This is a genomic window from Kitasatospora sp. NPDC001119, from assembly GCF_053598475.1.
Genome location: NZ_JBSFKI010000006.1, coordinates 124,772 through 143,982, shown reverse-complemented (window position 1 = coordinate 143,982; position 19,211 = coordinate 124,772). Strand labels below are relative to the sequence as shown.

At 70.8% G+C, this 19,211-nt stretch carries 18 protein-coding genes; 13 read left to right on the top strand and 5 right to left on the bottom strand.

Annotation, left to right across the window (positions count from 1 at the left end; translation table 11 throughout):
- Genes ACWDD9_RS09525 through ACWDD9_RS09510 form a run of 4 tightly spaced genes read right to left on the bottom strand, consistent with a single transcriptional unit; the run spans window position 1 to window position 3,016 of the window.
- Window positions 1-849 (bottom strand): hypothetical protein, encoded by an 849-nt coding sequence (locus tag ACWDD9_RS09525; RefSeq protein ID WP_449811241.1) that lies wholly within the window; start codon window positions 847-849, stop codon window positions 1-3.
- A complete protein-coding gene (locus tag ACWDD9_RS09520) occupies window positions 830-1,642 on the bottom strand; it encodes an aldo/keto reductase (RefSeq protein ID WP_449811240.1) in 813 nt (270 codons plus the stop codon). The genes ACWDD9_RS09525 and ACWDD9_RS09520 overlap by 20 nt, the downstream gene beginning before the upstream one ends.
- 29 nt (window positions 1,643-1,671) lie before the next feature.
- Window positions 1,672-2,862: a cupin domain-containing protein gene (locus ACWDD9_RS09515; protein WP_449811239.1), complete on the bottom strand. Its 1,191-nt coding sequence runs from the start codon at window positions 2,860-2,862 to the stop codon at window positions 1,672-1,674.
- 13 nt (window positions 2,863-2,875) lie between these two features.
- The gene (locus tag ACWDD9_RS09510) at window positions 2,876-3,016 is read right to left on the bottom strand and encodes a hypothetical protein (RefSeq protein WP_449811238.1); all 141 of its coding nucleotides are present in this window, start codon (window positions 3,014-3,016) and stop codon (window positions 2,876-2,878) included.
- Between the two features lie 253 nt (window positions 3,017-3,269).
- On the opposite strand from ACWDD9_RS09510, the gene ACWDD9_RS09505 reads away from it, so the two are divergent.
- Window positions 3,270-4,307: an NAD-dependent epimerase/dehydratase family protein gene (locus ACWDD9_RS09505; protein ID WP_449811237.1), complete on the top strand. Its 1,038-nt coding sequence runs from the start codon at window positions 3,270-3,272 to the stop codon at window positions 4,305-4,307.
- A gap of 66 nt (window positions 4,308-4,373) precedes the next feature.
- Here ACWDD9_RS09505 and ACWDD9_RS09500 read toward each other — a convergent pair whose 3' ends face one another.
- Window positions 4,374-5,699 carry a DNA-binding protein gene (locus ACWDD9_RS09500; protein WP_449811236.1) on the bottom strand — a complete coding sequence of 442 codons (1,326 nt, stop codon included), beginning with the start codon at window positions 5,697-5,699 and terminating at the stop codon, window positions 4,374-4,376.
- Between the two features lie 373 nt (window positions 5,700-6,072).
- On the opposite strand from ACWDD9_RS09500, the gene ACWDD9_RS09495 reads away from it, so the two are divergent.
- From ACWDD9_RS09495 to ACWDD9_RS09440, 12 genes are all read left to right on the top strand, one after another.
- Window positions 6,073-7,059 carry a hypothetical protein gene (locus ACWDD9_RS09495; protein ID WP_449811235.1) on the top strand — a complete coding sequence of 329 codons (987 nt, stop codon included), beginning with the start codon at window positions 6,073-6,075 and terminating at the stop codon, window positions 7,057-7,059.
- A gap of 51 nt (window positions 7,060-7,110) precedes the next feature.
- Window positions 7,111-8,610 (top strand): amino acid permease, encoded by a 1,500-nt coding sequence (locus ACWDD9_RS09490; protein WP_449811234.1) that lies wholly within the window; start codon window positions 7,111-7,113, stop codon window positions 8,608-8,610.
- Complete coding sequence (locus tag ACWDD9_RS09485) at window positions 8,607-10,043, top strand: glutamine synthetase family protein (protein ID WP_449811233.1); 1,437 nt, start codon at window positions 8,607-8,609, stop codon at window positions 10,041-10,043. Before ACWDD9_RS09490 ends, ACWDD9_RS09485 begins: the two co-directional genes overlap by 4 nt.
- Window positions 10,044-10,142: 99 nt before the next feature.
- On the top strand, window positions 10,143-11,648 hold the full coding sequence (locus tag ACWDD9_RS09480) for a glutamate ligase domain-containing protein (protein ID WP_449811232.1): 1,506 nt from the start codon (window positions 10,143-10,145) through the stop codon (window positions 11,646-11,648).
- A gap of 32 nt (window positions 11,649-11,680) precedes the next feature.
- Window positions 11,681-12,199: a helix-turn-helix transcriptional regulator gene (locus ACWDD9_RS09475; RefSeq protein ID WP_449811231.1), complete on the top strand. Its 519-nt coding sequence runs from the start codon at window positions 11,681-11,683 to the stop codon at window positions 12,197-12,199.
- The gene (locus ACWDD9_RS09470) at window positions 12,196-12,441 is read left to right on the top strand and encodes a hypothetical protein (protein ID WP_449811230.1); all 246 of its coding nucleotides are present in this window, start codon (window positions 12,196-12,198) and stop codon (window positions 12,439-12,441) included. Before ACWDD9_RS09475 ends, ACWDD9_RS09470 begins: the two co-directional genes overlap by 4 nt.
- A gap of 120 nt (window positions 12,442-12,561) precedes the next feature.
- Window positions 12,562-13,041, top strand: a complete 480-nt coding sequence (locus ACWDD9_RS09465) for a hypothetical protein (protein ID WP_449811229.1) — start codon at window positions 12,562-12,564, stop codon at window positions 13,039-13,041.
- A gap of 23 nt (window positions 13,042-13,064) precedes the next feature.
- Window positions 13,065-14,957 (top strand): glycoside hydrolase family 15 protein, encoded by a 1,893-nt coding sequence (locus ACWDD9_RS09460; RefSeq protein WP_449811228.1) that lies wholly within the window; start codon window positions 13,065-13,067, stop codon window positions 14,955-14,957.
- Between the two features lie 503 nt (window positions 14,958-15,460).
- Window positions 15,461-15,901 (top strand): NUDIX hydrolase, encoded by a 441-nt coding sequence (locus tag ACWDD9_RS09455; protein WP_449811227.1) that lies wholly within the window; start codon window positions 15,461-15,463, stop codon window positions 15,899-15,901.
- Window positions 15,898-16,482: an AAA family ATPase gene (locus ACWDD9_RS09450; RefSeq protein ID WP_449811226.1), complete on the top strand. Its 585-nt coding sequence runs from the start codon at window positions 15,898-15,900 to the stop codon at window positions 16,480-16,482. Before ACWDD9_RS09455 ends, ACWDD9_RS09450 begins: the two co-directional genes overlap by 4 nt.
- Before the next feature lie 65 nt (window positions 16,483-16,547).
- On the top strand, window positions 16,548-17,036 hold the full coding sequence (locus ACWDD9_RS09445; RefSeq protein WP_449811225.1) for an NUDIX domain-containing protein: 489 nt from the start codon (window positions 16,548-16,550) through the stop codon (window positions 17,034-17,036).
- 157 nt (window positions 17,037-17,193) lie between these two features.
- Entirely contained in the window at window positions 17,194-19,188 is a 1,995-nt protein-coding gene (locus ACWDD9_RS09440; protein ID WP_449811224.1) for an ABC transporter ATP-binding protein, read from the top strand.
- Window positions 19,189-19,211 lie beyond the last annotated feature (23 nt).

Genomic DNA, 19,211 nt, shown 5'->3' with positions numbered 1-19,211 from the left:
CTACCGGACGAGGCCAGCGGCGGTGCCCTGCGGTGGGGTGACACCGGTCAGCTCACGTGCCCGGTCAGCGAGCAGAGGGGCGAGTTCCGGGTAGTACCCACGGTCAACGGCCTGGAGCATCTCCGCAATAGCGATGAGCTGACCGACGCGTCCGGCCGGGGTGTCGAGGCTGTCGGCGAACTCCGTACGGATGCGGTCGGCGGCCTCGGGCACGAGGAGGCTGCTGACCCACAGGACCGCAGGGTCGTAGCCGACCGGCACCAGGCCCCAGCGCTCCCAGTCGAGGATCATGAGCGGCCGGGCGGTCAGGTTGGCCCACTGGAGATCACCGTGCCCGGTGGTCCGCTCGACCTCGCCCGGGGCCGGGATGCCGAGATACTTCGGGAAGACCTCTTCGACCCACGCCTGGCGCAGAGTGATCTTCGTGCCCGGCGCTTCCGCAATGGCAGCCAGCGCGTTCCGCAGCCCGGTCCACCAGCCATCGTCCAGGCCGGGGTCATCGCGGAGGTCCGGGGTCGAGGAGACCGCGGAACCTACCAGGTCGAAGACGTCGGCCTGGTAGAACCAGCCGGCCTCGGTCCAGTCGAGGGTGTCGTGGAGCCGGGGGCGCGGGACGGAGGCAGGGACGAGCTGCTCAGCGCCGAGGGCGCCCTGGCCGGTCGGCCGGGGTGCCCTGCGGCGGCTGCTTCTGGAGACCCGAAGCCAGACGTTCTCGGCCCGGCGGCCGACAGTGGTTCCGGAGGTGCCGAAAACCGGCGGTCCGGTGCACACCAGGCCGAGGAATCCGGCGGCCTTCTGGTGCGCTCCCGTCAGGTCGTGCCGGGTGTCGTCATCCGGCTGAAAGGACATCGAGCACCGTCCTGAGTCGTGCGTCGGGGATCGGCTGGGCGAGAGCGTCCCGGGCATCCTCCCAGTGCTGGAGGGTGCTGGTCGAGGTGAGGACGACGTCCAGCGCAGGGCAGGCACCGATGAGCTGCAACGCGGCGCTGTGCGGGGTCGATCCCGGCTGGATGAGGTTCACCAGTTCGGGTGTCATCAGGCCCGGCAGTTCACCGCCGTGCAAGGGCGCGGAGGCGAACGTCGTAATCCCGGCGTCGCGCGCGTGGACGAGCGGCCCGGCTCCGTCGAGGGCCTGGGCGATCGGCTCGGCCATGACGAGGCTGACCGGCAGCTGGACACCAGCGAGGTGGTGGTTCGCCGACCCGGCTGCTTCGCCAGCCAGAGCGATCAGTTCGGCGACGGTGAACGCCTGGTTGGCGAAGCCAGCCCAGGTGGCGACGCCGTACCCCCCGATGCGGCCGGCCTGCGCGAACTCCTCCAGCACGGCGAACGCGGCGCGGAGGTTGTGGTGCAGCTGCTGCCGGTCGTGGTCGGACCGTTCGGGGTTGTGAACGAAGACAATGTCCGCACGACCGAGGGCCGCGAGCGATTCCTCGGTCTGGGCGCGGACGTCCACAGGGGCGATGCTGTGGCGGCCGTCCGGGTAGAAGCCGGTCTTCGTCGTCACCTTGGCAGTCGAGTGCTCGGCGAGCACCGGGGCCAGGTCGTGGTGTGCTCGGCCGTGGCCGTAGTTGGGGGCGGTGTCGATCCACTTCGCCCCGGCCGTGAGGGCGGTGCGCGCCGCTTCGCCGGCGGCGCGCACCCGGTAGGTCCCCAGGCCGAGCTCCGGGCTCACCGGCCGACCCCGACCACGGCGAGGGCCTGGCCCTGGACGAGGACGGTGAGGACGCTGGCTACGTCCTTGACCTCCAGGCCGGCGGCTTCGGCGAGTTCCCCGATGCTGACCGGGTCTCCGGTCAGCAGGGTTTGCAGGGCGGGCTCGACCCGCTCGGAGAAGTCCCATGCGGTTCCGGCGGCGGACAGGGTGACGGTCCGGGCGGTGGGGTCGCTGGTGAGTTCGGAGCGAGGGGCGGTGATCCGCACCTTGATCTCCGGGTCTGCAGGGAGGGCGTCCACGAAGGGCAGGGACGGGGTCGGTCGGCCGAAGTGGGTGGTACCGGAGGCCGTGGCCCAGCGGTCGATCAGGTCAGGGTCCGAGAGCGCGGTAAGCACCGCAGCCCTGAGATCGGCCAGGTAGGCGGCCTTCTCGTCTGCTCCGGCGTGGAGCGGCACGTCCTTCCGCACGGCGGGGCTCTCGTGCAGCTCGTCCACCAGCCAGCCCAGGAGCGTGGCGCCGGTCTGGGCGACGAGTCCGAAGGTGAGGTGCAGCGACTCGCTGCCCTGGTCAGCAGTGACGCTGTGCCACCAGCCACGCGGCAGGTACAGGACGTCGCCCGGGTGAAGGACGACGTCCGCGACCGGCTCGCCCTCGGGTTCCTCCGGGGAATCCACGTCGCGGAAGGTCGGGGCCTGCCGGGTCGGCTCCCACAGCCGCCAGCGCTTCGCCCCGTACTGCTGGACCACGACCACGTCGTGATCGTCCCAGTGCCGACCGAAACCCTCCTTCTCCGTCCAGGAAGCGTAGAGGTTGGTCTGCACGGGCGTGCCGATGAAGCGTTCCAACGCTTCGGCAACGGTGCGGATCGGCGGGTGGATCTCGTCGATCGCGTCCACCACGAGCGAGGCACCCTCGGCGAGCTGAGCGTGGAGCTGCGCGGGGTGCAGCCGATTCCAGGTCACCCCACGGCGATTGGCCGCCGGGGTCGAGTACCGGCCGACAGGAACGGTCTGCCCGTCCATCGATAGCCGCAGCCGCGGCGGGTCGATGCGGTGAGTGGCGAGGATGGTGTTCAGATCGTCCCAGGACAAGAGGGGAGCGGTGTCGGCGCCCCCCGCGGGGATCACGGCGTAGGAGCGGTGGAGCGCCTGGGTGAGGAACTGGTCCCCACCCAGGCGCACCGCCCACGAGGCGGTCTCATGCATCGTGGGCGGTCTCTCAGGTGTCGTTCTGGTCGGACTTGCCGCCCGTGTTGTCGGACGGCACGTCGGCCCGCGAACGCGCGGCCCGGATGTTGCGGACGCCGACCAGCAGGCCGCCCTCCTCCTCCGGCTGGACCGCGGATGCGATGCTCTCCATCGGATCTCCTCTCCTCCTGGCGCTGCTCGGCCGTTCCAGGGACCGGAAGGTGTCGCAGCGGCTGAGTGCCCCAGTGTTCCGAGCTGGGCGTGGCAGGGCCATGTCGTCCAGCTGTCATCTCGCGGGTTGATTCGCACGCAAGTGTCATCGGGGTGTCATCTTCACCACGATCACGGCCACGAGCTGCGGCGTCTCGGCTTCGCCACTACGACGGGGTGGCCAACGGGCCCCCGTCCTGGGCAGGATTCCGGGCATGGACATCTTGGTGATCGGCGGAGGCTGGTTTCTGGGCACGGCCGTGATTGAGGAGGCACTGGGGCGCGGCTGGGGCGTGACGACGTTCAACCGAGGGCGATCCGGCACGCTCCTGCCCGGCGTGCGGCACGTCATAGGCGACCGCACGTCGGTCGAGGATCTGGCCCGGCTGGCCGCGCAGGGTCCGTGGGATGCAGTGATCGACACGTCGGCTGCCGAGCAACCGCCGAACGTGGTGCTCGCTGGGGCGAGGGCGCTGGAGAGCGCCACCGAGCGCTACGTCTACATCTCGACGGTGTCGGTGTACGCGGGATGGCCGGACCACCCGCTCGAGGTGGGCGATCCGGTGCTGGACGGTCCTGCCGACGCCGACCGCGAGTACGGCAGGAACCCGGAGGGCTGGCGAGGCCCCAACCTGCACTATGGGCGGCAGAAGGCCGGCACCGAGCGGGCGGTTGTTGAGACCTTCGGTGCACAGCGGTCCTGGCTGGTTCGCCCTGGCGTGATCCTCGGCCCGCGCGAGTATGTCGGGCGGCTCCCGTGGTGGCTGCGGCGGGCGGAGCGAGGCGGGCAGATCCTGGCGCCCGGGTCTGCGAGCAAAGGCATCCAGCCGGTCGATGTCCGCGATGTCGCCCGCTTTGCCCTCGATCTCGCTGAACGGCCCGGCGGGGGCGTCTTCAATGCCACTGCGCCGATCGGCCGGGACACGATGGGCGATTTCCTGGGGGCCTGTCTCGCGGTGACGGGCGGTCAGGGCGAACTGCGGTGGGTGCCGGATGAGGTGCTGCTGGAGCACGGTGTCCGGCAGTGGACGGAAGTGCCGCTGTGGCGGACGGGCAAGGGCGTCTGGCTGGTCGACTCCGGCCCGGCGTACGCGGCCGGGTTCCGGTGCCGCCCGTTGGAGGAGACGGTCCGGGACACCTGGGAGTGGCTCCAAGCCGGCAATGCCCCGGTCCCGCACGCGCGGGCAGCCGCTCTCGGAATCGACGCGGACCGGGAACAGGCGATTCTGGCGGCTGCCGGATCTCTTCGCTGAGCAGGATGCGACGGACGGGCCGACCGCCATGGTATCGGTCGCCCCGTCCGTCGCGGTTGTGATGTGCTACTCGATGGCCAGCCGCGCGGCGGCGCCCCCGAACTGTCGCGGGGCCGCGACTCGGGTGTACTCCTCCAGTCCCTCTCGAAGGGCGGCAGCGACCGGTGACGTCCGGACGGACTCGGTGGTGAGCAGCTTGCCGACGTGGACGACCCGCTCGACGAGGCCCTTGGCGCGCCGGTCGGGTGCAAGGTCCGCGATGGGCTTGAGGACTTCGGCTGCTTCCTCCACCTCACCGTTGAGGATCAACGCTGCGGCGAGGTCCGTCCTGGCTTCGGCGTCGATCCGGGGAATCCTCTGCCCAACAGGCAGGCTGGCTTGCAGCTCCAGCACCCGCCGGGTGTGCTCCAGTGCGCTGGCGCCATCACGCAGGAGCACGAACGTGGTGCCGTGCGACCGGGCGAGCCGGTCCGGACCGTGTAGGAACTCGCCGGCCACATCGTCGTGGAGGTCGTCTCGTTCGACGGTGTCCACGTCGAGGAAGCGCGCGACCGCCGCTGCGGCCCTGCGCTGGTCGCCGAGGTGCCCGTAAGCTCTGGCCTCGATCGAAGCGATGCGTGCTTGGCCGGCCGTACCGACACCGGGGAACGACTGCGCCTGCCGGATGAAGCGGATCGCCTCACCCGGCCGCCCTTCCCAGTAGGCGAACATGCCGAGCGTGCCGGCCGCGAACGCGGCCAGCGGGGTGAAGCGGGTGACCTCGGCGTACATGCCCGCGGAACGGGCCAGCCGGCTGGCCTCGCCAAGGGAGCCGAGTCCGAAGGCGGCCAGGGACAGCAGCGCCGTCGTCTGGCCGATCGCGATCAGCAGCAGCTGCCTCTGCTCGGGGATGTGGGTGCGGTCCAGAAGACCTTCGGCATTCGTCCGAAGCTGCCGGCCTTCACGGAGCACCTCGAAGGGTGACCGGTTGTTGTAGGTGCGGGCGAGGTGGCGAACGTCGTCCTGGACCTGGTCAATGGACAGGTCTGAGAGGAAGGCGGACGCCACGGAAGCGGCGTGGTCGGATGCTTCGCGTGCGGTCATCGCGAGTTCTCTTTCGAGGTCTTGCTGGGATATTGCCGCAGGATCTCCCTCACTCGGCGGTGCGAGGAGGTCGGCGATCGTCCTGTCGAACAGGTGCTGGATCGTCTGGGTGAAGACGGAGGTCGGCCGACTCACCGTCCCGGCGACCCATCGCCGGTACGTCGCCTCCGACATGTCCAGGTCGCGAAACCGTGGGTCCTTGAGGGTGCGGGCCAGTTCGTTGCCGGCGCTTTTCAGTTCCCTGTGGAAGTCCGGGAATTCCCATCCCGCCTTCTCAACCAGAGCACCCAGTAGCGTCTTACTCGCCATTCCGCATGCCTCCGCCCCCTATGGTCTCGACGCCGGCCCAGCCGCCACCTGTGCGCGGAGGACCTGGTCCAGCCATACCCGACAAGAGCGCTTCTCAGAGCTGTATCTGACGAGATGACACCCCGATGACAGGGTGATGGCTACGCAAGGCGTCAGATGACACCCGGGTGTCGTAGCGCTGTTTCGGCCAGGACGCGACAGTAGGTGGCCGATCACTTAATCGCAGTCCGCGAAGTGAGCGAGTCACTTCTCGCTCGTCTTCCCGACCGCCGGCTGCGCTCAGCTGTCCACCGAGCTTGACGCTGACGTGCTCGGGCTCCCGCAGGCGGCAAGCGGATTGAAGTCTCGGCGGACCATGAAGGGGGAACAGGTCATGCCACCCGCGCTCAATGCCGGTGCACAGCCCAGGCCGGCTTATCACCCTGCCGGGTTCGACGACGCGCTCCGGACCGCGGTGGACGACCTACGGGCCGGACGCTGGTTATCGACGCAGCGGTTGCTGGCCTCGACGCAGAACGTCGGCCTGCGGACCTCTCGTACGCAGGTGTTGGCGCTGGTCGCGGCCCGGTCGACGGTGCTTGCCGACTGGGGGCGCGAGGAGCCGGACGACCCGGCGCTTGCCATCCTGCGGACTCGGGTGATGGTCGAGCACGCCTTGGCAGCAGCCGAGGCCCGCTCGCCGAGGGCCGAGCCCTTGGAGCAGGAGGCGCGGGAGTCGTGCTGGGCCGCTGCTCAGGCTGTGCCCGCTGACCCTGTGCCGTGGGTGTGTCTCCTAGCGCTCGCGGTGCTGGACCGATCCAAGGTCCGCCCCGAGCACCAGCGGGGCTCGTCAGATCCGATGCTCCCGGCCGGGCCGTGGGGGCTGCTCGACGAAGCACTCACGCGTGATCCTGGCAATCGGGAGGCCCACCACCGCATGCTTCGCTACTGGCAGCGGCTCTACCGGCCTGCGGCGGCCGACTTCGTGAACGTCGTCCTGTCGATGGCGCCGGCCGGATCACCGCTTGCCGCCCTGCCGCTGTACCTATCGGTCGACTACTACCGCAACGAGCCGACACGCAACGCAGTCGTGCTGCGGCAGTGGCTTCGGGAGCCCCACTTCTCCCGTGCTCAGCGCGCCTACGAGAGCTGGTCCGTGGCGGAACCGGGGACGTGGCCGGTCGTCGATCTCAGCTACCTCGCCCACGCGCTGTGGGCATCGGCCCAGATGGCTGCCGCCGTCGAGGTGTTCAGCGCACTCGGCCAGTTCGCGTCCAAGGCGCCGTGGACCTACGTCGCCGACTCCCGCGAGCAGGCGGAGGCCCTGCTGCTGATCGCCAGGGACCAGGCTCTTGCCGGCCGCGCGACCGCGCTGGCCTGACCCCAGCCACTCCCGTTCCCATCACTCGATTTCCGCATGGAGGTTGTCCCGATGTCCCGCGCCCAGGCCGCACCACCGACCGACGAGGAACGGCTGCGCCAACTCGGCTACCAGCCCAAACTCCGGCGGAGAATAGGTGAGTTCGGCAACTTCGCCAGCTCCTTCTCCGTCATCAGCATCCTGTCCGGATGCATGACGATGCTCGCGTTCGGTCTGAACACCGGCGGACCGGCGGTGATCATCTGGGGCTGGATCGGCGTCGGTGGCCTGGTCATGTTCGTCGGCCTCGCCCTCGCCGAGGTCACCAGCGCCTACCCGACCAGTGGGGCGCTGTACTTCATGGCCCACCAGCTCGGCGGCCCCCGGTGGGGCTGGATGACCGGCTGGCTCAACCTGCTCGGACTGGTGGGTGGCATCTGCGGCATCGACTACGGTGCGGCGAGCTTCGTCGGCGCCTTCCTCAACATGCAGTTCGGGTACTCGCCGACGCCTGCCGGGCTGTTCGGGATCTTCGCCGCGATACTGCTGCTCCACGCGGTGCTGAACCTGCGCAGCGTCCGGCTGGTGTCGGTGCTCAACGGCATCTCGGTGTGGTGGCACATCGGCGGTGTGGTGCTGATCGTCGGAGCGCTCGCGCTCGTGCCCGCCCAACACCGGGACGTCAGCTGGGTGGTCGGGCACTTCGTCAACAACACCGGTTGGAGCAACCCGATCTACGTGAGCGCGGTTGGGCTGTTGCTCGCCCAGTACACCTTCTCGGGCTACGACGCCTCCGCGCACATGAGCGAGGAGACCACCAAGGCGTCGGTGTCGGCGCCCCGCGGGATCGTCCGCTCGATCTGGGTGAGCTGGATCGCTGGCGCCGTCCTGCTGGCCGGCATGTTGTTCGCCGTCCAGGACTACGACGGCGTCCTCAACTCGTCCACCGGCGTGCCGCCCGCGCAGATCTTCATCGACGCGCTCGGGACGACCGGGGCGAAGGTGCTCCTGGCCGTGGTGATCGTGGCGCAGGTGTTCTGCGGCAACGCGGAGACGGCGGCGGCCTCGAGGATGGTGTTCGCGTTCTCCCGGGACGGAGCGCTTCCCGGATCGGTTCTGTGGAGCCGGGTGTCGGAGCGCACCGGGACGCCGGTGGCCGGGGTGTGGCTGTCGCTCGGGGCGGCGCTCGTGCTCGCGCTGCCGTCGTTGTACAGCGCGACCGCATACGGCGCGGTGACCGCGGTCAACGTGGTGGGGATGACGCCGGCGTACGCGGTGCCGGTCTACCTCCGGCTGCGCAAGGGCCGCCGTTTCAAGCCCGGCCCGTGGAACCTGGGCCGCCGGGGGCCGGTGATCGGGTGGATCGCGGTCGGCTGGGTGGCCGTGGTGAGCGTGCTGGTGTGCCTGCCACAGTCCTCGCCGGTGACGGTCGACACCTTCAACTACGCGCCGGTGGCCTTGGCGGTGGTGCTGCTGCTGGCCTGGGCGTGGTGGCTCAAGGCGGGGCGCTCGTATGCGCCTCCGGTCCAGCAGTCGGCCGAGTTGGTCGAACTGACCGAGGAGGTCGTGTGACCGGCCGCCGACGCCCGGGCCGTACGGCGACGATGCGGGCCGCCCGGTACCGCACCGCCGGCAACTCTCCGGTGGCGGCCTCGCCGATCAGGCCGCTGCACCAGTTGGTGAATGCCTTCGGCATCACGACGGTGCTGCTCGCGGCCGTCGACGTGCAGGGCCGCCTCAAGGGCAAGGAGTTCGACGCGGCCTCGCTGGTCCAGCGGCTGCGCTCGGGTGAGCTCTCGCCGGAGATGTGCGGGTACGTGCTCGGTACCGACTTGGGGATGACGGCTCCGAGCAGCGGGTCGTTCTCCTGGAAGTCCGGGTTCGGGGACGTCGCGCTGCTGCCCGACAACCAGCACGCACGCGTCCTGCCCTGGCTGCCGTCCACCGCCCTGGTGCTCGCGGAGCCGATCAGCGTGGGCCTGCCGCACCCGCTCTCCCCGGTCACCGTGCTCGCCGAGCAGGAGCAGCGCCTGGCCGGGCTCGGGCTGACGGCGAAGGTAGGGGTGGAGACGGAGTTTGTCCTCTTCGAGCGCACCGCCCGGGACGCGGCGGCGGCCGGCTTCTGCGGACTTCGCCCCGCCGTCTGGGACAACCGCGACTACGCCCTCGACCAGCCGCTGCCGGTAAGGGAGTTCAGCAGGCGCCTGCGGCAGGGCCTCGCCGACGCCGGCCTTCCCGTCGAGGCCGTGAAAGGCGAGGGCGCGCCGGGCCAGGTCGAAGTCACCTTCCCCTACAGGGTGGTGACGACAGCGTGCGAGCAGCACGTGCTGTTCAAGCACGCCGCGAAAGCCGTCGCGGACGAGCAGGGCATGACGGCGTCATTCATGGCGGCCCTGCCGGGCGGGATCGGCAGCGGAATGCACCTGCACGTCTCACTGCACGACGTCGACGACCAGCCGGTCCTGCTGGCCGGCCCCGAGTACGGCAGCGGCCTGTCGGAGCTGGGTGAGCAGGCAGTGGCCGGACTCCTGACGGCCCTTCCCGCCCTCGGCCCGCTGTGGGCGCCGTACGTGAACAGCTACAAGCGCCTGCGGGACCACTCCTTCGCCCCCACCCGCCTCACCTGGGGGCGGGACAACAGGTCGTGCGCGGTTCGGGTGGTCGGTCACGGCCGCAGCCTGCGCCTGGAGGTGCGGTTGCCCGGTGCCGACGCCAACCCCTACCTGGCGCTGGCTGCGGTCCTGGCCGGAATCCGGCACGGCATCGAAGCCGGACTCAAGCCCCCTGCCGCCACCCGCGGCGACGCCTACCTGGACCGCGAGGCCGAGCCCGTACCGCAGTCACTGGCCGAGGCCGTTGCCGCGTTCGAGACCAGCCCGCTGGCCAGCGAGCTGCTCGACGAGCACGTCGTCGCCCACCTGGCCGCCGTCGCCCGCCTGGACCTGGACCACCACGCCGCCGCCGTGAGCGATGTCGAGCTGGAGCGCGGTCTCACCCAGGCATGAGCCCCGGGCCGGTCGCGGCGCCAAACCCCCGAGACCCGCGACCGGCCCGGTTCCAACCCCCACTCCTCTGTCCCCGACCCTGCCGAGGAAGCCCTTCCTATGGACACCACTACCCGCCCCGCAACCCATACGAGCCCGCGGCCCACCGGGGCCGATCTGCTGACCCGGGCCCACCTGGTCAACGCCACCGCCCCCGGCATGGAGGGCCTCGCGCTGTGGCTGGCCACGCGCCAGCTGGACATCACCGCCAGCATCACCCACGCCGAGCAGGACAGCCCGGCCGCCGCCCGGCTGCGCACGGCCGGCGTGAAGGTCGCCGTTGGCTTCGACGCCGAGCACGTCCAGTCCGACCGAACCGCCGTGGTGTGGTCCGGCACGATGGGCCCGTTCCCGGAACTCAACCAAGCCCAGGCTCTGGGGCTGCCAGTCCTCACGCGCGCGCTCGCCCTCGCCACTCTGACCGGGGAATATGGCGAGCCGCTGGTGGCCGTCTACGGCAGCCACGACACCGCCACCGCGGCAGCGGCCCTGGCTACAGTCCTCGACGACGGCCGCACCTCCTGGATTCTCACCACTCCGACCCATGGCGGTGTTCCCGGACAGGGCATCCAGGGGCGACGCCTGGTCGTGGACCTGTGCCCGGACGCCGGCACGCACGAGGCGGCCTCCCGGAGCCGCCTCCCGCACGGCCCGCAGCCCGTCCACAGGGTGACCCCAACCGTGGCGCTGATCACCACCGCCGCGATGAACGCCCCGCACTTCGCGGACACCCTCGAGGCTCTGGACGCCGCCACCGCCCTCGCGCGTGATTCCGCCACGGTGGTGCTGCCGCTGTGGGACAAGGGCGTCAAGATCGTGCACGAGCGGCTCAGCGATCGTCCCGGCCCCACCGTGGTGACGGTCGGTCTGGAGGAGAGCGCCGACGTGTGGGTCCTCCCGCCCCGCTGGCTGGGCACCGAGTACCTCCTGACCCTCCACTACCGGGGTGAGCGGCACCAGTTCACCGTGCCGATCGCCGGCCGACACCACGCCCTGGCGGTGTGCGGAGCCATCGCCACCGCCCTCGTCGCCGGGGAGGACCCGCAGGCCGTCGCCCAGCGCGCCGGCAGCTTCCGCGGGGCCGAGCGGTCGTTGGCTGTGCTCGGCGCTCAGGACGGCATCACTGTCGTGGACTCCCGTGCCCGGCACCCGCGCGAGATCGCGCAGGACGTCACGGCCGCGCGGATGCTCACCGAGGGTTCGCTGGTCGTCGTTCTGGAACCGGACGGCATCGCCCGCACCGGCGCGCACGCCGTCGAAATCGGCGCCGCCCTCGGCGACGCCGATCACGCGGTGCTGCTGCCGGTCAGCACCCCGCTGACCGAGAACGCCGAACCCGACCCGCTGGATGCCGTCGAGCAGGCCGCACATCACAAGCTCGGACAGGGCGCGGTCCACCGCATCCGCCTCGGGCCGTGCGAACCCGCCCCGGAGCAGCGGATCTTCGAGATGACCACCGAGGGCGACCTCGTCCTGGTCATCGGCACCGGCCAGGCCGAGCGGCTCGGTCCGAGGCTGCTGTTCCACCTCGCTGCCCCCGCCGTGCCGATCCCTCAGCAACTGTGACCCGCCCGCACCATCCCGCTGGAGACTACGCCGTGGCCATCGGCCCCCTGCCCGCCCTCACCGCCTCCGAGCGCCGGCTGATCGTCCTGGTCGCCGCCGGCGCCAGACACGACCAGATCGCCGCCGACCCCGACACGAAGCTGCAACCGGACGACGTACGCAGCGCAATCGAGACGGTGCTCGTCACCACCGGTACCCGCACCGTGCTGCACCTCGCCGCCTGGGCCACCGCCCACCGGATCGTCACCCAGCCACTGCACCCCAGCGGGGCGCTGACCATCAACCCCCAGCTGGCCCCGCGGTTGTTGCAGATCCTGCGCGGCTGGGCGGGCGGGCGCAGCACGCCCGAGCTGACCGCCGACTTCGGCATCGCGCCGAGCACGATGCGCACCTACTCCAAGAGCCTGCTCAGCCAGTTGAACGTCGACTCCCAGCCCCAGGCCGTCGTCGTCGGCGTCCTTGCCCAGCTCGTCTGGCTGAACTGCATCGACCCTGCCTGGCCGGCCAGCCCACTCCTTCCCACCGCAGAACCGCAGGCGGTGGCCCCGTGAGCGCTCACCGAGGCATCAGGCGAATCGGGCTCGCCGCGCTCTGCTTCCTGCTCGGCGTTCTGGTTGGAGGCGGCGCCATCTACCTGCTGGAGCACCGCGCCGCCTTCAGGCAGCCGCTCTACCTGGGCATCTTCGCCGTCGTCGCCCTGTGCACCCTCGGCGTGGCCGACCGCTTGGTGGGCCACCGCGCGCCGCCCCCGAACGACCCGGATCGTCCTGGCGACCGCCGCCGGTCCGGCTGAACAGCACAACCGCAGCAACCCATGGCGGCCGTTCGGGCCAGGGCCGCACCCCTTCGAGCTCAGAGAACAGATGATCACCCCCACCGTCCTCCACGGACCTACTCCCTCCGGCGGCGCCCGGTGAACCTTCGATACGTCGAGGCACCGCACCCGTACGAGCCAAACGGCCGCCCAGCGGTGTTCCTCGCCGGAGCAACCGTTGGCTGCCCGGACTGGCAGAGCAACGCGGTCCACCTGTTCGCGACCGCAGGCTTCGACGGAACGGTGCTCAACCCCCGACCGTCACGCAACCCGGCCACCGACCCCTACCTCGCGTGGCAGCCGTTCGGCTGGCAGGACCGCAACATCCGGCGCACCGACGTCGTCCTGTTCTGGAACCCGATCGGGCACGTGCGCGTACACGACTGCTACGAGGCCGGTCTGTTCTCCCCGTACGGCGGGACGGTGGTCGTCGGCTGCGACCCGGCCGATCCCGTCCAGCGGGCCAACCGCGTGCTACTCGCGAGCCTCATGCCGTGGTTGCCGGTGGCCGACACCCTCGCCGACACCGTCGCCGCCGCCCTCGCCGCGCTCGCGGCCCCTGCCCCCGCTCACCGCTGACCACCCACCCACGTCAGGACCTCATGCGCGCCACCACCGCCCCTTCCCGAATCGAGGACCACGCGCTCCTCGGCAACACCGCGTCCGCCGCTCTGGTCCGCCCGGACGGCTCCATCAACTGGGCCTGCCTACCCGGCTTCGATTCGCCGGCGGTGTTCGCCTCGCTGCTCGGCACCGCCGATCACGGCCTGTGGCGCGTCGGCCCGGCCGTCTACGACGGCACACCGCCCCCGGCGGCCGACCGCCGCCACTACGTGGGCAACTCCCTGGTCCTGCGCCAGGAGTGGGACACCTCCTCCGGTACGGTGGCCGTCACCGACTTCATGCCAGCGCCCACGGTCAGCGACCACGCGGAGCCCCAGATCATCCGCATCGTCGAAGGCATCAGCGGCACGGTCCACGTCGCCAGCATGTTCCGCCCCCGTCCCGGCTACGGCGCCACCAGGCCACGCGTCGAGCGGATCACCCGCGGAGGCTCGCGGCTGTGGGTGGCCGCCCACCCGGACTCGTACTGGCTCGACGGCCCCCAGCACACCGCCAACGGGCGGGGCGTGTGCCGGGCCGAATTCACCGTCCACGCCGGCCAGATCGTCGTACTCGCCCTCACCTGGACTCCCTCTCACCGTCCCGCGCCTGTTCCGCCCGACGCCTTCGCCGAGCTCGACGCCACCGCGGAGTTCTGGGAGCAGTGGGCAGCCAGCTGCTCCCACCGCGGCTCGGACCGCGAGGCGGTGGTGCGCTCCGCCCTCACCCTCAAGGCGCTCTGCCACCCAGGCGGCGGTGTCATCGCCGCGCCCACCACCTCCCTGCCCGAGCAGCTCGGTGGCGAACGGAACTGGGACTACCGCTACGTCTGGCTGCGCGACAGCGCGCTGACCATCGCCGCGCTGCTGCGACTCGGCTTCCTCGACGAGGCCCGCCAGTGGCGCAACTGGCTGGTCGACACCGTCAACCCCGAGCGTCTCCAGCCAATCTACCGCGTCAACGGCGACGCCGACCTCGACGAGGAGACCCTGGACCACCTGCCCGGCTACGACGGCTCCCGGCCAGTACGCATCGGCAACGGCGCCGCCGACCAGCTCCAGCTCGACGTCTACGGCGAACTCGCCGACACTCTGCTGCTCGCCGAGGACGCCGGCCTCCCACCGTCCCCGAAGTGCGACGCCCTGCTCCTGGCGCTCGTCGGACAGCTGGAGCAGCGCTGGCGGGAGCCTGACGAGGGCATCTGGGAAATCCGTGGCCCGGCACGGCACTTCACCCACTCCAAGGTCATGTGTTGGGTAGCCGTGGACCGGACGCTGCGGCTGCTGGAACGCCGGAGCGCCATCGACCCTGCTGTCCTCGTCCGGCTCGCCCGCCTGCGCTCGGAGATCCACACCGACGTGTGCACGCGCGGCTTCAACTCCGAGACCGACACCTTCACCCAGTCCTACGGCAGCTGGGCCCTCGATGCCTCCCTGCTGCTCCTGCCGCTGGTCGGCTTCCTGCCGCCGGACGACAAGCGCGTCATCCGCACCGTCGAGGCCGTCCAGCGCGAACTCACCGAGCACGGGTTGGTGCTGCGCTACGCCACTCGAGAGGATGCCGGCAACGTTGACGGGCTCGCCGGCCACGAGGGCGCCTTCCTCGCCTGCTCGTTCTGGCTAGCCGAGAGCCTTGCCGTCATCGGCCGGCACGCCGAAGCCCGCGAGCTGTTCGGCCGGCTGCTCACCCTGCGCAGCGATCTCGGGCTCCTCGCCGAGGAGTACGACCCCCTCGCCCGCCGACAGCTCGGGAACTACCCGCAGGGCTTCTCCCACTGGAGCCTGGCGGACACGGCTGTCCGCCTGGCCACCCGACCGCAAGCCCGGTGCCCGGCGCCGCCGAGGCCGCGCGCCGTCGTCGACCAGGCGCTCCCCGCAGCCGTGGTGGCGTAGTGGGCAGCAGCGAGGTGCGTCGGCTGAACGTGGCCGGGGCCCGGGCCTTCCTCAGATTGGCGCACTCGACCTACGCCGCCGACCTCCTCGGGCAGGCCGTCGAACGCTCGGCCACCCGGACGCCGCGTACACCGCGAGCCTCGGGCAGTACGAGAGCCTCGGAAGCACCCGCGACATCGCGTGCCTCAGAGCCCGATCCCCGCGCTGGCGGAGGTGTGAACGCCTGTCTCCCGCCGAGTACGGCGCGATTGTCAGTACCCCGTGGCACACTGCCATGTTCGACCAGCAACCGCCCTACCAGTATGACGAGTTGGGGCTGTTCACCGGATCGTGTGGCTTCTGCTGCGACACGCCGACGCGGCCCAGCCGGGCCGCCTACGGTGGGACACCTGCCTACGCACTCACGTACGACGAACGATCACCAGTTTGATCGCAGCTTCGCCATGCCCTGAACCGGCCGCACTCCCCGCGCCAGTTCCCTGCCCCCTGGAAGGAGACGTCCCGTGCCGCACACGCTGGTTGTGGGAGTGCACCTGGTCCTGATCGAGAACGGCCGGGTGCTGCTCGGACAGCGTGCCAACACCACCTTCGCCTCCCAGCATTGGCACGCTCCGGCTGGCCACCTCGAAGCGGGAGAGTCCGTCCTGGCTGGCATGGCTCGCGAGGCCGACGAGGAACTCGGCATCACCATCCGGGAGGAGGACCTCGACCTGGTCCACACCCTCCACCACCTCGACGCCGACGACGGTGCCGGACGCCTCCAGCTGTTCTTCGCCCCGCGCGCGTACACCGGCACGATCACCAACCGCGAACCGGACAAGTGCGCCGCCCTCCGCTTCTGGCCGCTGGACGGGCTTCCGGATCCGATCGTCGGTTACACCGCGGACGCGCTCGCGCAGATCACCGCCGGCCGCCCGCTGTCCGTCGTCGGATGGTCGGCATGAGCGCCACGAGCCACCCGGGGTTCCCGGGGGCCGGGGTGCCTGCCGGGAGCGCGGAGACCCGGCTCGTGGTCGTTCGGGGTAACTCGGCGTCGGGCAAGTCGTCAGTGGCTGCGGGCATCCGTGACCGGTTCGGTCGGGGCTTGGCCGTGGTCGCGCAGGACAACCTCCGCCGCGTCGTGCTGCGCGAGCGGGACCGGCCCGGCGGCGCGAACATCGGTCTGATCGACACCGTGGCACGGTACGCGCTGGGCGCCGGCTACCACGTCGTCATCGAAGGCATCCTGTACGCCGATCACTACGGCGAGATGCTCCAGCGCCTGGTGGGAGACCATCGCGGCGTCACCCGCTGCTACTACCTCGACATCCCGATCGACGAGACGCTAGTCCGGCACGCCTCGAAGGCCGATCGCGAGTACCTGTCTGCCGTCACCGAGCGGGAACTGCGCGACTGGTACCGCGAGCACGACGTTCTTCCCGGCGGCATCGAGACCGTCATCGGCAGCGACAGCACGCTCCGCGACACGGTCGACCGCATCATGCGCGAGACCGCGCTCTCGGAGTTGCCCGCGCGCGACACCTAGAAGCAGTCGCTCGACCGCCGTGTCCGCGCCATTGACCCGTCCCACTTCAACCAGGAGCACCCCTGATGCACGAGACGAGCAGGCTGTCGGTCTGCGTCATCGCCCACGATTTGAACACCGACCGGATCGCCACCCTCCTCTACGGCAAGCGCAGTTTCACCCCCGGACCCGCGTGGTCAATCCCCGGCGGGAAGGTCGACCCTGGGGAGGAGATCCCCGACGCCGCCGCCCGGGAACTGCGTGAGGAAGCCGGGCTCATCGCCCGGCCGTGCGACCTGCGTCTGGTGCACACCATCCAGGCCAAGGAGGGCTGGGACGGGCGCGGCGGGTTCGTGCTGTTCGTCTTCGCCACCAGTGAGTTCACGGGCGAGTTGGCCAACGTCGAGCCGGACAAGCACCTGGAGGTGCGCTGGCACCCCGCCACCGCCGTCCTGCCGAGCCCGATGTTCCCAACCTCCAAGGCCGCGGTGGAGGCGTACCTGGCCGGCGGGCCCGCGTTCTCCACCCACGGATTCGACCCCGCCTCCGGACAACGGCAGCTCGTCGAGACGTGACCGGCGCCCGCAGGCACTATGCCGGGCGAGTGCGCCCGCCCGGCATAGTGCCGGCCAGCCCGCCCGGCCCGGTCCGCACCGGTCGCCCCACGGCTACACCAGCCCCTGACGGCACTGGCGCCCAACCACCGCGTTCCCCCTCTGAGAAAGGGAGTATGTGACCAGCGCACCCAAGACATCGACGGACCCGGTGCCGGACAGTGAGCAGCTGTTGTTCGGCGGGCCGATGCGCTACGACTACGGCTGGGCCAAGCACGAGATGGCCAGCGGCGAGGTGGCGTTCTGGGCGGTGGCGCGGCAGATGCCGCACTTCCTGCGCCTGGCCGGGCGGATGGCGTGGCAGGCCGACCGCGCGGCGCTGCTGACCCTGGTCGGCGCTGAGGTCCTGCGTGGCCTAGCCGCGGCCTTCGCGCTGATCGCCACCAACCATGCTCTGACCGCACTGCTCGCCCCAGGAGATGTCGCCGACGTGCTGCGGGCCGCTATGCCGGCGATCGTGGCGGTCGGATTGGTCGCGGGCCTGTCGTCGGTGCTGTCCGCGGCCTCGGGCTGGGCCGGTGGACGGCTGGAACCGGCGGTCTTCCGCCAGGCCACGATCGAGTTCCTGGGCATCGTCGGCCGCTCCGAGCTGGAGGCGATCGAGGACCCGGAGTTCCTCGCCGAGGTGGACAGCGCTCGCTGGGGCGCGATGTCCCTGCAGCGCATCATCGGCCAGGCCACCTCCGTCCTCACCGCCACCTTCGGCCTCGTCTCCGCAGCCGGCGTCCTGTCCGTCCTCCACCCCGCCCTGCTGCCGATGCTGCTGCTGATCACCGCTCCGCGCGGCTGGGGTGCTGTGCGGACCGCCCGGCGCCACTACGCTTCCAGGCGGGCCTGGCTCCAGCACTCCCGGGCCAGCAGCGCTCTGGCGGACATGCTGATCCGCCCGTACTCCGCGGCCGAGCTTCGGGTGCACGCGTGCGGGCCGTTCATCCTCCACCACTACGAGCAGATGGCCCGTGCCGCCGAGCAGGAGCAGGGCCGCCTCGCCGGGGCTCGGGCCCGCACGGACCTGCTCTCCGCAGCGCTGGCCGGCGCCGCCACCGTCTGCGCCTTCGCCTTGCTGGGCTCGCTCGTCATGAGCGGTGCGATCCCGCTCGCTGCCGCCGGGACCGCCGTGGTGGCTATCCGCACCGGCTCGGCGAGCATCGGCGGCCTCGTCTCCCAGATCAACCAGCTGTATGAGGAGTCGCTGTTCGTCCGCGACCTCGACCAGCTGCGCCGCGAGGGCCACCGCCGGGCGATCCCCACCGGCGGCACACCGCTGCCCGAGCGACCCGAGACGATCACCGTCGAGGACGTGTCCTTCACCTACGATGGCCGCGACACCCCGGCGCTGGACAAGGTCACCCTGACGATCCCCCGGGGCAAGGTCATCGCGCTGGTCGGCGCCAACGGTTCGGGCAAGTCCACTTTGGCCAACATCCTGTGTGGGGTCTACCAGCCGCACCACGGCCGCGTCCGGTGGGACGGCATCGACACCGCGACCGCCGACCGCGACCAGCTCTTCAGCAGCGTCGCCCTGCTCGCCCAAAGTTTCCAGCGCTGGTCCTTCACCCTGCGCGCCAACCTGCTCCTCGGCCGCCCCGAAGTCTCCTGCGAGCAGCAACAGCTGGAGGCCGCCGCCGACTACGCCGACCTTCACCCGGTGATCGAGGAGTTGCCACGCGGCTGGGACACCCTCGTCGCCAAGGGCTTCGAGGGCGGAGTCGGCCTCTCGGGCGGCCAGTGGCAGAAGGTAGCCCTCGCCCGCACCCGCCTGCGCCTGACCACGTCGGATGCCCATGGTCGGCTTCCCGCCCTCGTGGTGGTCGACGAGCCGACGTCCGCGATGGACCCGGAAACCGAGGTCGAGGCGTTCGAGCAGATCCGTCAGCTCACCGCCCTCGGCGTCACCGTCGTCCTCATCACCCACCGCCTCGGCGCCACCGCCAAGGCCGACCGCATCTTCGTCCTCGACCACGGCCGCCTCGTAGAACAGGGGAGCCACTCCGAGCTGATGACCCATGAGCCAGCCACGCGCTACCGCGAGTCCTATCTCCTCCAGGCCGCTCAGTACGACCTCGGCGACCGCCTGCCCCACCAGGCCACCCCGACCACCGCCAGCGCCTGACCCCTCATTCAGCCCCACATCCA

Excerpts from the sequence above, each read along its gene's own strand:
- ACWDD9_RS09445 (WP_449811225.1), top strand. The coding sequence starts at position 16,548 with ATGCACGAGACGAGCAGGCTGTCGGTCTGCGTCATCGCCCACGATTTG.
- ACWDD9_RS09505 (WP_449811237.1), top strand. The coding sequence starts at position 3,270 with ATGGACATCTTGGTGATCGGCGGAGGCTGGTTTCTGGGCACGGCCGTG.
- ACWDD9_RS09515 (WP_449811239.1), bottom strand. The coding sequence starts at position 2,862 with ATGCATGAGACCGCCTCGTGGGCGGTGCGCCTGGGTGGGGACCAGTTC.
- ACWDD9_RS09490 (WP_449811234.1), top strand. The coding sequence starts at position 7,111 with ATGTCCCGCGCCCAGGCCGCACCACCGACCGACGAGGAACGGCTGCGC.
- ACWDD9_RS09460 (WP_449811228.1), top strand. The coding sequence starts at position 13,065 with ATGCGCGCCACCACCGCCCCTTCCCGAATCGAGGACCACGCGCTCCTC.
- ACWDD9_RS09525 (WP_449811241.1), bottom strand. The coding sequence starts at position 849 with ATGTCCTTTCAGCCGGATGACGACACCCGGCACGACCTGACGGGAGCG.
- ACWDD9_RS09480 (WP_449811232.1), top strand. The coding sequence starts at position 10,143 with ATGGACACCACTACCCGCCCCGCAACCCATACGAGCCCGCGGCCCACC.
- ACWDD9_RS09495 (WP_449811235.1), top strand. The coding sequence starts at position 6,073 with ATGCCACCCGCGCTCAATGCCGGTGCACAGCCCAGGCCGGCTTATCAC.
- ACWDD9_RS09450 (WP_449811226.1), top strand. The coding sequence starts at position 15,898 with ATGAGCGCCACGAGCCACCCGGGGTTCCCGGGGGCCGGGGTGCCTGCC.
- ACWDD9_RS09510 (WP_449811238.1), bottom strand. The coding sequence starts at position 3,016 with ATGGAGAGCATCGCATCCGCGGTCCAGCCGGAGGAGGAGGGCGGCCTG.
- ACWDD9_RS09500 (WP_449811236.1), bottom strand. The coding sequence starts at position 5,699 with ATGGCGAGTAAGACGCTACTGGGTGCTCTGGTTGAGAAGGCGGGATGG.